This window comes from Enterococcus sp. AZ170, assembly GCF_050545135.1.
Lineage (GTDB): Bacteria > Bacillota > Bacilli > Lactobacillales > Enterococcaceae > Enterococcus_L > Enterococcus_L ureilyticus.
The window spans coordinates 649,911-663,186 of record NZ_CP172947.1; the positions used below are offsets into that span (position 1 = coordinate 649,911).

At 34.9% G+C, this 13,276-nt stretch carries 11 protein-coding genes; 10 read left to right on the top strand and 1 reads right to left on the bottom strand.

Annotated features, from left to right (window positions below; all coding sequences use genetic code 11):
- Positions 1 to 88 precede the first annotated feature (88 nt).
- From metE to IGJ55_RS03200, 10 genes are all read left to right on the top strand, one after another.
- On the top strand, positions 89 to 2,353 hold the full coding sequence (gene metE / locus IGJ55_RS03155) for a 5-methyltetrahydropteroyltriglutamate--homocysteine S-methyltransferase (protein WP_430607285.1): 2,265 nt from the start codon (positions 89 to 91) through the stop codon (positions 2,351 to 2,353).
- Positions 2,354 to 3,217: a methylenetetrahydrofolate reductase [NAD(P)H] gene (gene metF, locus IGJ55_RS03160; RefSeq protein ID WP_207120231.1), complete on the top strand. Its 864-nt coding sequence runs from the start codon at positions 2,354 to 2,356 to the stop codon at positions 3,215 to 3,217.
- A 613-nt stretch (positions 3,218 to 3,830) separates the two neighbouring features.
- Positions 3,831 to 4,739 carry a signal peptidase I gene (locus IGJ55_RS03165; RefSeq protein WP_430607286.1) on the top strand — a complete coding sequence of 303 codons (909 nt, stop codon included), beginning with the start codon at positions 3,831 to 3,833 and terminating at the stop codon, positions 4,737 to 4,739.
- A 65-nt stretch (positions 4,740 to 4,804) separates the two neighbouring features.
- The gene (locus tag IGJ55_RS03170; protein WP_430607287.1) at positions 4,805 to 6,055 is read left to right on the top strand and encodes a hypothetical protein; all 1,251 of its coding nucleotides are present in this window, start codon (positions 4,805 to 4,807) and stop codon (positions 6,053 to 6,055) included.
- Between the two features lie 36 nt (positions 6,056 to 6,091).
- On the top strand, positions 6,092 to 6,826 hold the full coding sequence (locus tag IGJ55_RS03175) for an LPXTG cell wall anchor domain-containing protein (RefSeq protein WP_239574192.1): 735 nt from the start codon (positions 6,092 to 6,094) through the stop codon (positions 6,824 to 6,826).
- A 15-nt stretch (positions 6,827 to 6,841) separates the two neighbouring features.
- Positions 6,842 to 7,684, top strand: coding sequence for a BsaA family SipW-dependent biofilm matrix protein (locus IGJ55_RS03180; RefSeq protein WP_430607288.1), 843 nt, complete (start codon positions 6,842 to 6,844; stop codon positions 7,682 to 7,684).
- Between the two features lie 12 nt (positions 7,685 to 7,696).
- The gene (locus IGJ55_RS03185) at positions 7,697 to 8,317 is read left to right on the top strand and encodes a hypothetical protein (protein WP_429950204.1); all 621 of its coding nucleotides are present in this window, start codon (positions 7,697 to 7,699) and stop codon (positions 8,315 to 8,317) included.
- 119 nt (positions 8,318 to 8,436) lie between these two features.
- The gene (locus IGJ55_RS03190; RefSeq protein WP_429950206.1) at positions 8,437 to 10,983 is read left to right on the top strand and encodes a hypothetical protein; all 2,547 of its coding nucleotides are present in this window, start codon (positions 8,437 to 8,439) and stop codon (positions 10,981 to 10,983) included.
- A 112-nt stretch (positions 10,984 to 11,095) separates the two neighbouring features.
- Positions 11,096 to 11,320, top strand: a complete 225-nt coding sequence (locus IGJ55_RS03195) for a hypothetical protein (RefSeq protein ID WP_069638960.1) — start codon at positions 11,096 to 11,098, stop codon at positions 11,318 to 11,320.
- Positions 11,321 to 11,326: 6 nt separating this feature from the next.
- Positions 11,327 to 12,034, top strand: coding sequence for a recombinase family protein (locus IGJ55_RS03200; RefSeq protein ID WP_069638961.1), 708 nt, complete (start codon positions 11,327 to 11,329; stop codon positions 12,032 to 12,034).
- Between the two features lie 72 nt (positions 12,035 to 12,106).
- Here the strand turns inward: IGJ55_RS03200 and IGJ55_RS03205 are convergent, their stop codons facing one another.
- A complete protein-coding gene (locus IGJ55_RS03205) occupies positions 12,107 to 13,258 on the bottom strand; it encodes a pyridoxal phosphate-dependent aminotransferase (protein ID WP_430607289.1) in 1,152 nt (383 codons plus the stop codon).
- Positions 13,259 to 13,276: the final 18 nt, after the last annotated feature.

Consider the following 13,276-nt stretch of genomic DNA (forward strand, 5'->3'; position numbering starts at 1 on the left):
ACTATATTTATCAATAGTAAATAAGTGTTATTCTATATTTCTTTCTCGTGGTAAAGTAGTTGAAATACCTTATTGAAGGAGGAAAAGTATGAAAACATCAATTATTGGGTTCCCGCGGGTAGGAGAGTTAAGGGAATTAAAATTTGCAACAGAGAAGTATTTTAGAAAAGAAATCACAGCAGAAGAATTAGAAAAAACAGGAAAAGAATTGCGCCTTAAACACTGGCAGTTGTTGGTAGATCAAGGAATTGATTTTATTCCGAGCGGTGATTTTTCATTTTTTGATACAATATTAGATACAGCAGTTTTGCTGAATCTCGTGCCTAAGAAATATCAAGAATTGGGATTGCCGCCATTAGAGACCTACTTTGCCTTAGCGCGAGGTTATCAAGGTGAGTCTGGTGACGTTACTGCTTTAGCTATGAAAAAATGGTTTAATACCAACTATCATTATATGGTTCCTGAAATCGATGATGATACAGAACTAAAGCTAGTCGGCAATCAACTATTCACAACTTTCTCTGAAGCAAAAGAGGCTGGCATTCAGACTCGCCCAACAATAGTAGGACCATTTACCCTATTGAAATTAGCAACCTATCATGGTTCCAAACAGGCAAAAGATTTTTATGAAGAGGCAATCATAGCCTATACACAAATCTTTGATCAACTAACAAAACTTGGTTGTGAATGGTTTCAAATCGATGAGCCGGCCTTGGTTTTAGATTTAACGCCAACAGATATTCAGCAATTTAGAGAATTGTATGAAAAGCTTTTAGCAAAAAAAGGTCAATTAAAAATCTTAGTTCAAACTTATTTCGGAGACGTTCGAAATGGGTATCAAGAATTAATTGAACTACCATTTGACGGGATTGGATTAGATTTTGTTGAGGGGCGAAAAACAATAGATTTACTCGAAGAACATGGGTTTTCAAAAGAAAAAACTTTATTTGCAGGCATTGTAAATGGAAAAAATATTTGGAAAAATAATTATCAAAAGACATTAGAATTACTAGAGATGATTCAACCGTTCGGTGATATTGTATTAAATACTTCCTGTTCATTACTTCATGTTCCATTTACCTTAGCGAATGAGAACGTGTTAGAAAAAGACGTGACAGCTTATTTTTCTTTCGCTGTAGAAAAATTAACCGAGTTAAATGATTTAAAAAAAATCCTTGAAGATAAAAAAATAAATCAAGATCTGTTAAAGGCGAACAGTGTATTATTTACTCAGGAACGTTTTGTCAAAAACAAACGAGTAGCAAAACAAATCGAAGCATTGACAAAGAATGATTATGTTCGTTTACCAAAATTGTCGGAACGAGCAATTATTCAAAAAGAGAAACTAGAACTACCTACTTTACCAACCACTACGATTGGTTCTTTTCCACAAACAAGAGAAGTCAAACAAAACCGGGCAAAATTCAAAAAAGGAGAAATCACAGAAGCTGAGTATATAGCGTTTAATCGGAAAAAAATCGATGAATGTATCGCTTTTCAAGAAACGATCGGCTTAGATGTTTTAGTTCATGGAGAATTTGAACGGAATGATATGGTTGAGTATTTTGGTGAAAGTTTAGAGGGGTACTTATTTACTGAAAAAGCTTGGGTTCAATCGTATGGTACTCGTTGTGTCAAACCACCGATCATTTGGGGAGATGTTTCGCGCTCGAAACCAATTACTGTTGCGTATTCAAAATATGCGCAAACCTTGACCCATAAGCCAATGAAAGGGATGCTAACAGGTCCAGTAACAATCTTGAACTGGTCATTTCCGCGAGAAGATATTAGTTTAAAAGAAGCGACATTACAATTGGCTTTAGCAATTCAAGAAGAAGTTTTAGACTTAGAAGCGAATGGAATTGAAATTATTCAAATCGATGAAGCTGCTTTACGTGAAAAGCTACCATTACGTCAATCAGATTGGCATACTGAATATCTAGATTGGGCGATTCCAGCATTCCGACTTGTTCATAGTAAAGTACAGCCGACAACACAAATTCATACACATATGTGTTATAGCGAATTTGCCGATATTATTCAAGATATCGATCATATGGATGCGGATGTCATTTCCTTTGAAGCTTCCCGTTCAAATTTAGATATTTTAGATGCTTTAAAAGCAATCGATTTTCAAACGCAAGTGGGACCAGGAGTTTATGATATTCACTCGCCACGTGTTCCTTCAGTAGAAGAAATCGAAACAACGATCCAGAATATCTTAAATAAATTACCAATCGAAAAAATTTGGATCAATCCAGACTGTGGCTTAAAAACCCGCGGTGTATCAGAAACACAAGCAAGTTTGAAAAACTTAGTATTGGCAGCTAAAAAGGTACGTGGAGGGGTGTAAATGAGGACTGATACCTTGTTCAAAGAAAAGACCGTTTTCTCCTATGAAATTTTTCCACCTAGACGAACAGCACCAGTTGACACGATTTATCATACCTTAGATCGTTTGAAAGGCCAACAGCCTGATTTTATCAGTGTAACTTTAGGTGCTGGGGGAACCGATGCTAACTTAAGTACAGCAGATATTGCACAGAAAATCCAAGATGAACAATTTTTACCTAGCGTAGCACATTTACCTGCTGTAAATTTTTCAAAAGATGAGATCAAAGTTATTTTAGAGGAGCTTAAACAAAAAAAGGTAGAAAATATTCTAGCTTTAAGAGGAGATATTTTACCAGATAAAGAACCAAAGAAAGACTTTTCTTATGCGAATGATTTAGTCGCATTTATCCAAGAACAAGGTGATTTTAATATTATCGGTGCTTGCTATCCTGAAACCCATAGCGATGCCGTAAATTCAGTTGAAGATATCAGAAACTTAAAACGAAAAGTTGATTCTGGAGTCAATCAATTGATCAGTCAATTGTTTTTTGATAATAACTATTTTTATACATTCAAAGAAAAGTGTGATATTGCGGCTATTGAAGTACCGATTCAAGCGGGCATTATGCCTGTTGTCAATAAAAGACAAATTGAGCGTATGATAAAGATGTCTAATGTGACGTTGCCAACTAAATTTTTAAAGATGATGGAGCGTTATGAGCATAATCCGGAAGCTATTCGTGATGCAGGGATCGCTTATGCGATCAATCAAATTGTTGATTTAGTTTCACAAGGAACAGAAGGGATTCATCTTTATACGATGAATAATCCGTATGTAGCACAAAAAATCAGAGAAGCAACACGTAGTTTATTTGAAACGTAGCACAAAGTAGAATGTTCAGTTATGGAAAGGAAGAAGCCTCTTTTTTTAAACACTCTTTGCTTGATAATTATTTAAATCTAAAGTGCGAATTCAAAACAAGTAGTTTGTTTTGGGTTCGCACTTTTTTTGATAAAATGTTAAAAAATGAATAAATAACTTGTTTATTGTTATTTTTAAAGGATGGAAGTCCCCTTTTTTTTATCTAATTAAATAACATGTAAATAAATTTTGTTTCATCTTTTCTTTTAGGTGTATTTATTTATTTTTTTGAAATTAAAAAACTTAGAATTAATGTAATTTTTTTAGAAAATTCCTTTTTTTTGAATAAACTCTATTTTAACGAGGTTTATCGCTGTTTTTTATAAATTTTTGTGCTGTTTCCAATTTTAGAGAAATCAGTTTCCTCTTTTAGTAAAAAATAATGACTGAAAAAAATAGAAATAGATTGACATGAAAAATAACAAGAGATATAGTTTACATGTGGATTAAAATAATAATGTATTGTCATGTTTTTTGTTTTTTATGGTTGTATCTTATTATTTGTTTTTATGAAAGTCATGATGAGTGAAATTTTATATGACTGATTATCTTTTGAAATGAAAGGAGATTGTATATGCCAAGAAGGACTCCTGTCCGAAAAAATCGCCGTTCTATAGATGAAGAGGTTAGGCAGAGTATTCCTAAAAAACGTTCACGCACTTATGTAGAGCCTGAAAGGATCTATATAGAAGACGAAAGCCATAGGCAACGTATTGGAAAGAAAAGGGGGCGGCCAACAGCGCAAAGCTCTCGTAATGATTTTTCCAAAAAGCCTAGACGATCTGAATATCAAGAGTCTCCTCGAAGGCATCGACCTCGTAGGCCTGACCAAGAACGCGGAGTAACAGCTGAGTATCTTAAAGAGCGTGAGCAACCATCTAAAAAAAGTTCAGGTATCCTAATATTTTCTTTTTTGAGCAATTTGGTATTTTATGGTCTTACGATTGGAATCATTTCGATGGCAGTGATGTTTTCATTTAGTTCGAAATCGACAGCCTCGATTTTTGGGTATCGGTTTTATACAGTTTTGACTAATTCGATGGTTCCACAAGAAAATGGTCCCAAAGGTGGTTTTTATGCTGGAGATATCGTTATTGTTAAATTGACAGATGGGAAAAAAGTCAAAAAAAATGATATTGTAACTTTTGCTGTGGGAGATGGCTCACGCTATCTAACTCACCGAATGGTGGAATACAAAAATGAATTGAACGGAGAAAAAGGAGATTATCTTGTTACTAAAGGAGATGCCAATAAGAGCAACGACCCGCCAATATCGGCAGACAGAGTATTAGGAAAAGTAGTATTTGCAGTGCCGAAGGTGGGAAGTATCATAGAATTTGCTCGAGAAGAATTTTGGGCTTGTTTAGTTTGTATTCTTTCTTTATATGGATTCTTTTTAGTATTGAAATCTTATCTGTTTACAGCAAATGAAGAGTCGGTTGGCAGGAAAAGAAGACGCCCAATGTATGAAAAGGGATATTAACACTTTGCTTTACTTAAAAAAGCAAGTGAAAATATACATTATAATTTATAGGAGGATTATTTAAAATGAAAAAGAACAAAAAGAAAAAGTTGGCAGCAGCCACGGGATTAGCTTTAGTAGCATTCCTTGCAGGTACCTTTGCTTGGATCAATTCTCAAGACCAAAAAATTAACCGTGTTGATGCGGCTGCAATCAAAGATGACAGTGTTACTGTGGAGGAGAACTGGAAACCTAAGGATATTATCCCAGGAACAGAGGCTACCAAAGAAGTAGCTATCAAGAATACAGGGAACGTACCAGTGTTTGTTCGTGTATCTTATGAAGAAGTTTTGAAACATTTAGCGGAAAAAGGTGCTGTAACAAACCGAGATACAGGTTGGAAGGCTAGTGCTACACCAAAACCGTTAGAAGATGATATTCCTGTTGAATATGACGGAGATAAGTATGTCAAACAAGCAAATGATTATACAGATGTAACAAGTAAGGTCAAAGATGCTGGAGGAGCAGCTATACCAGAAGGTGTAAAAGTTTATGCAAAAGGTTCTGTCACAACAAACCCTGTGACAAACGCAGATGTCACAACATTTACATATTCAGCATTCTATGAATATGCACCAGGTAAATATCAAGCAATGGAAACTAATGTGTCCGTGGCTGGAGGAAATACTGCTGGAACATCAGTAGAAAACTGGGATTTTGCTTTATCTAAAGCGAAATATTCAGTTTACAGTGGTGGCTACAAATATGCAGTATCAAACTGGGCAGCCTCTACTTTAGATGGAGCGTCTACAGAAGCAACAGCAGCAAAAGCTGCTCTATTAGGAAGTGCTGGCAAAAAATACGATGTAGATTATGACTATACAGTCGCAACTTTAGGACTTACAGCGATTCCACCAGTTTCTGTCGCAACAGCAGCTGATCAAGTACCAGTAGCTGATTCAGAGAAAAAAGGTGTTCAGACAGATAAGGCTGCGTTAAACGTTAGTGGGATAAACATTGAGTATGGCACAGATATGGCGACGATTGCGGATCTGAAGAATGATAAATGGGCATATAATAAAGAAGATGGCTATTTTTACTTTACAAGCCCAGTCAATTCTGGAGCAACAACACCGCACTTATTGAAAAAATTAGTGTTTACAAATTCTATAGGAAAAGAGTTTACAAATGCAACATACGACTTAATCATAAAAATGGAAGCCATTCAAGCAACTAAGGAAGCTTTGGTCGATAGTACTGGTTGGAATTTAAATGGAGCTGACGGTTCAGAAACAAAAAAAATCACGACTTATCTAGATGGTCAAGCAGTAAGCTAATTATGAATAAAGCGTAAAAAATGGGAAGGGGGAAAAATGATGCAGCAACAATTAAAGCGAAAACATCGATTATTTCTGGTGTTATGTAGTTTGTTAAGTCTGTATATCACTTTTACCAGTGGAACACTACTAGCTGTTGCCCGTCAAACCCTTCCTCCAGGAGTGGTCATTGGCGATGAAACTGGAGTATCTGCTTCTTCAGAAGGAGAGTACTATGTTGATTTGCCAAATGTCTTACCTGGAGAAAGTTATGAAAAAACAATTACGATTCGTAGTATGGATATAGAGGAACCATTTGAACTAGGTATTTTAGCAACCCCAAAGTCTACAAAAGGTGTAATTGATTTTGATAAACAGATCACATTGACCTTATCACTTGATGGGAAACAGTTGTATCAAGGGCCATTGTTAGGAAATGGGGAATTTGATTGGACCGTTCAGCCTTTGATAATAGGGACTTGTGAATATGGTAAGGATCAAATTTTGACGGCAGTATTTGAAGTAGACAAAGATTTAACTCTTGCAGACTATAAAGAAGATAGTCAATTACTATATCACTGGACATTTGTTGCAACAAAAAACCAGCCCGAGTCATCAGATACTAGTAGTAGCAAAGACTCCCCAGCAAAGGCGAAGCCCAAAGGCATGTTTCCGATGACTGGTGAAGAAATAAAAAATTTACTTTATAAAACCTTAGCTGGATTGTTGCTGATGTTGATCGCAATTTTATTATGGAAAAAGCGTAAAGACGAACAAAACAATATTGTGTAGAGGAGGGGGAGACCAATGAGAAAAGGAAGAAGATTATTGAAAACAATTAATCAAAATAAACCTTTCTTAGCCATATTTTCTGTGTTTTTAAGCTTATTACTGGTAGTGGGAAGTACATACTCTTGGATTACCTATAGTGATGAAAAAATCAACCCAAGTATGACCAATACAAAAAAGCTTTCTGCAACAATCGATGAAGTCTTTACCCCAAATCTGCAATGGATACCTGGAACAACGACGGAAATGAAATTATCAGTAAAAAATAATGGACAAATACCAGCCATTGTTCGCATCTCTTTATATGAGTTTTTAGGTCAATTTGAACAGGATATGACTGATGGGACAGGGAATGGCAGTCTAAAAACTGTCTCTAAATCAAGTGGCTCAGATATAAAGATGGAAGATGTCGCTACATGGACAAAGGGGAGTACATACAAGCTAGCTTCGGGAAAATATTATATAGCATCCGAGATTTATAAAGCGGATAAGAACAATTCAAATACAGCATATGTGTATAACGGGAATCGATTAACTGAAGGGCTTAATTATTTAACGATTCAATTTAATAGTACGGTTATCTATGATGTAAACAACAAACCCGCAACTGGGGTACGTCACTATTGGTATTATTCAGAAGGTTATTTTTATTACTCAGAGGTATTACAGCCTAATGAACAAACGAAGCAGCTGATTCAAAGTGTGACAGTAGATAAAATGTTACCAAACAAATATAAAAGTTCGTTATATCAATTAATTCCAGTTATGGATGCTCATGATATTACAAAATCCTTACTAGCTGATTGGGAACTCACTTCTAATTCATATGTAGGAACAATGTATCGTGAAAAAGTTCGTTAGGAGGAATTAAAGATGAAAGACAAGAAAAAGTTTATTCGTTTTTTCTGGATAATCCCTGCGTTAATCATGTGTTTAGTTATTGGAAGTGTAGTAGCATATGCTGCAATGACAGAAAGGGAAGAGAAAGTAAATTTTTTTCAGATTGGAAATTTTCAAACTAAAATAGAAGAGGTTTTTAAAGAACCAACAACGATTTCACCAAATACTTCCGTTGAAAAGAAAGTAACTATAAAAAATACAGGCTCTGTCGATCAATTTATTCGAGTGATGATTCTTCCGGAAATTCGTTTAGAAAGTGGTGAAAGTAATCGCTTGTTACCTTCAAAAATTGGTGAGGAAGTGCTTTTGGACCTGAATACGACACAATGGAAGTTGGGAGAAGATGGATATTATTATTATTTAAATGTCTTGGAATCTGATCCGTCTAAAGTTGCAGAGAATTTGTTTACAAAAGTTACATTAAAAAAAGAGTTAGGTCAGGAGTATCAGAATGCCTCTTTCAATTTGTTAGTAAAAGTAGAGGCAATTAATTGTGCAAAATTTGCTTATCGTGATGCTTGGTGGCAAGGAACTACACCGAATAATGGGAATTTACAAATAATAGATAATCAATTAGCTGGAAAAGCAAAATAAGCTAGGCGCATGGAATAATTGTTCCATGTATGCCTTTTTCAATTATTCAACACTCATGAAATGAGTGTTTTCAACAAAGAAACCATTGATTTGATGAGTCTTGAAAAGAAGGAGATAAAATGAAAAAGAGAAGACTAAGAAAGCGATTATTAAAAAAAAGTAGTTGGTTGTTATTTCTATTAATAACATTTGTTGCCATTGGTAGCTATCTGTTTACAAACAAGGAGAAAATGCAAGCCTCTACTATTGTTAATAATGGAGACTTTCGATTGACGGCTGAAAACAAGTGGAGTTCTCAAGATAAAAAAAGCTATGCGGATTTAGAGTGGGATAAAGTAGACGATCTAAGTCAATCGGGTTATCAATTGTTTCAATCAGAAGACGGTGAAATCTGGGAGAGTCGCTCTTTAAATTATGGGAAATCTATCAAAGTTCTAAATATCTATCCTGATGAACCTAAATCGAATACACTAAAAAGTTGGATGGATGGTTTAAAATTAACGGCAGCAGATGGGAGTAATCTGATTCAAGTTACCTCGGTATCGATGAGTGATTACAATGCGAATCCAAATAACTATTTAAAAAGTAGTGCTGGGGAGTACAAATATGATGTTTTGATGTTTGGATCATGGGATTCAAATAACAATAAGGATATTACTGAAAATGCTGCTAAAATAACAAATGAGTATCTTAATACAGGAAGAGGAGTATTATTTGGTCATGATACCATCAACAATAACCCAAAAAGAGCTGTGTTTTATAAGTATTTTAAAGATGCAGTAGGGTTAGGCAACCGTCAGGCAAATTCTGTCACAGGTTCTGCAGAAGTTAAATTAATCAATAATGGTTACTTGATGAAATATCCATTTGAAATGAAAAATGATATTGTTTTAGATATTCCGTATGCTCATAATATTGATTTACAAGATACCACTGTGGGAACAGTATGGCTGGAATTTATTAATCCCTCAGGTGCATGGCCAAATCCAATTTTAGTAGACGGGAAGTGGCGTGGAGGTTGGTATTTAAAGACTAACAACAATGTCGGGATGATTCAAACAGGACATTCTAACGGACAGTCGAGTCTGGATGAAAGAAAAATAATAGCAAACACATTATATAATTTAGCACAAGTATCATTAGAAAATGTTGCTACTGATCAAACGGTCAAAGATGATAAGGCTCCTAATACTCCCCAAGTTAGTGTCCGTTGTGATAACGGTAGCAATAATTTAAGTATAAAGGCAGACGCTGTTGATATTGGTAAGGAATATCAATGGTACGTAGAAGCAAGTACTAAAAGTAACGGTATCAAAAAATCAGATGTGGTAAAAGAAGTAATTAAAAGTAACATTGCTGGCTATTTTTACGAAGTAACCAATTTACCAACATCAAATTTAGCAAAACAGGTTGAGAGTTATAAAGATTCATATGGTCGGATAGATGCAAGTAAATTTGATCATTATGTTGCGCCGAACGATGATTCTCTTGATTATGAGACAAGAAGTACGTTTACAATTACGGAAAATAAAGATTCAGGAAAATATCTTCATGTTTTGGCTGTAGATCGTTCTAACAATATTTCTCAAGTGAGCAGTCAAAAAATCAAAGAGATACCTCAAAATATTGATTTTAAAGTTGAACGTACAAAGAATGAATCAAGGCTTATTGAACTGAGTATAGATAGTTCTTTAAATAATTCAATAGAAGAAGTAGAAGTCCGTACCCCTAAGAATACAATAATTAAAGATTTCACTTCTCTGATACTTCCTACTAATTGGAAGGCTCACGAAAATAGTGAAACAACTGAATACAAATCATTTTCATTTATGACTAAAGGAAATAATGATTTATCGACACTCACTAAATTTATAAATGATTTACGCTTTACAATTAATGCTCCACTTGATCAAAAAGGAGAAATTCAGATAATTCTGCATGAAAAAGCTCAAAGTGCTACACTGGTAAACGAGGTAACGAAAGTTTGTAGGATTGCAGAAGTCCCTCAACGAATTTCCTTAAAAGCGTATAGTGAGACAGGGGAGCCGCTTCAATCGGGAGACATATGGTTAGATCAGAAGATAACAATCAACAAAAAGGAAAGTATCACAACAAAAAATGTTGATCTATATGATTTTATTAAATTAGTAGGGAGTGGAGGAAATCAAATCTCACCTCTTGAATGGGTTGTTACCAATGAATTCCAAGAAGGACGGTTAATTTATAGAAGCCGTAAACTAACTGTTCATAGTCGACAAGTTGTAACTAATCAGAATGATCAGGTAGTGATACCTAAAACAGGATTTGGGGTATTAGAAAGTCAAACTACGTTAGGGCAAAATGGAGAGGAATTTCCATTAACAATGAGTTCTACTATAGATAATAAGGCAAATTTTGATACTTATATTATTCGTTATCAATTCAGTCAGCGGATTTATTCTTTTGTCCCAAAGGTTCCGATGAATTATAGACTCCTTGGCTACGTACTAACAACTAAAAACGAAGCGCATTTGCCTAGCAATAGTACATTAAATCCAATTAAGATTGATGCATCGGCGAACCCAGAATTTTGGTTGACGACATATATCGAGCCGGTAACAGAAAAACCTACTTTCTATCATTGGGAGTATAAGGAAAATAAATTAGGTGCAATTAAAGTAGAATAAAAGAATAGTCTATCTAAGGATATTGAGGGATTTAAGAAGTTTGGTTCATAGGGTCCTCCATTACTATAGAATGATGAAAACCCTAAATCTATATAGATAGGAATAACATATAATGTATTTACTGTTGATAGTATTAGGGATTATTACATTTGTTCATAGTGTATTATTCATAATTGTTATTCAAAAAAATGCAGAAATAACAAATAAGCTTAATCAAATTACTAGAAAAAAAACTTATTCCAAAGCAAACGAGCAACCTTTTGCATCAAAAAAAGAAATAACTAGAAGGGATAAGCGTGCTACAGATAAGAGAATAATTGATGAAACGAGGAAGTAGATAACGATGAATATAGGCTATGCTCGTGGCAATAAATTGAATCAACAGTTTGATTTTTTAGAAAATTATGAAGTAGAAGAAATTTTCTCGGATAAAAGCCAGAGCTATGAAGTACTTCAAGATCCTGAAAGTGACTATCAACGCTTATTGGACTATACAGAGCCAGGTGATTGTGTAGTGATTGCGTTTTTAGAAGCTATCTCGAGAGATTATCAAAAACTACTAGAATTTTTTAATGAACTAGATGAGTTGGAGCTTGATTTAATTGTATTGACCTCGCCAGACTTAACTTTGGCTGAGTGGCGAGAAGTACTTTTGTGGATCAATAAAAACGATCGCTTGTTGCATCCGCGTCTGATCAAACTAAAGTTAAAACAAGAAAAAAATAGAAATAAAGAGAGCTACTCAGTTTTTAGTAGAGATAGTGAGGCAAAGCAGTTATATCGGGATGTTTTATGGCAGCTGATTGGGAAACGGAAACTACGAGAAATTGCTCAACAAAAAAGTGTTCCTATTGAAACAATCTATCGAATTCAGCAAGAATTCAAGCGGATAAAATTAGCAGGAATTTTAGCAATTTGTTTTTTTCTCGCAATTGCTACGCTTAAAATATCGGAAAATTTTTCGGATAATCTGTGGATTCAAATCACTGTGTGTATTGTCGCAACACTGGCCATTTTGTATAACGTTTTAGCGGATAATGAAGAGTTGTAGTACTTTTTATTCCTAAATAAAAATAGTTTTGCTTTTTCCGATTGGTTAGGGAAAAGCAAAACTATTTTTAGGTTAAAAATGCATCTTCTCAATTCGGTCAAATGCATCTTCTAAAATTGTGATATCTTGAGTTGCGGCTAAACGTACATAATTATCTCCAGTTGTCTCACCAAATGCCTTTCCCGGAATCATCAATACGTTCGTCTCTTTCAAAACTTTCTCCACAAAAGGAACGGAAGTCATTCCTGTTTTAGAGATATTGATAAAAGCGTATATGCTGCCTTTGACAGGATGTAAAGACAGAAATGGGATTGTTGCAATACGTTGTTCAAGATATTCTAAACGTTCTTTAAAGACAGAAACGACGTTTGGTACTAAACTATCAGAGTGATTTAAAGCATAAATCCCTGCCTGTTGAGACGGACTTGGTGCAGAATAGGTAATACTTTCATTGATTAGTTTTGCTGCATCATTGATATATTTAGGTGCGATCATATAGCCAATTCGCCATCCAGTCATAGCAAAAGTTTTTGAAAAACTGCTAAAAGTAATGGTATTCTCAGGTGCGAAGGTAGCCATTGGGACAAAATTATCGTAGAAACAAAATGCTTCATAGACTTCATCAGATAGAATATAAAACTCTTTCTCGATGGCTAAATCTGCGATAGCCTTAAATGTTTCTGGAGAAAATACGGCTCCAGTAGGATTATTAGGCGAATTGATAATAATTGCTTTTGTTTTATCTGTGATTGCGGCTTTTAAAATGTCGATATCAATCTGAAAACCATCTTCTTCATAGGTTGGGATAAATATTGGGTTGCCGCCAGCTAAAAGTACTTGATCTTTGTAGGGAGAAAAATAAGGCTCATGGATGATCACTTCATCATCAGGGTCTAAAATCACCTGTAACGTTAAATACATACCATGCAACGCACCAACTGTTGCTCGGATTTGAGCAGGTTTGAAGGCCAAACCATATTGCTTTCGATAAAAGTCAGCTACAGTATCGATAAATTCTTGACTACCGCCGGATGCAGTGTATTTTGTATGACCATTTTTGACATCAGCAAAAGCCGCATCAATAATTCGTTCATCGGTAATTAAATCCGGATCACCAATCGATAAATCAAGTAGGTTGGGGACTTGTTTAGCTAAAGTGGCAATATCCATCAATATATTTTCAGCAGGATGCTGGTGCTTTTTTGAAATAGTTGAAATGTCCATAATTCTTTCCTCCAATAG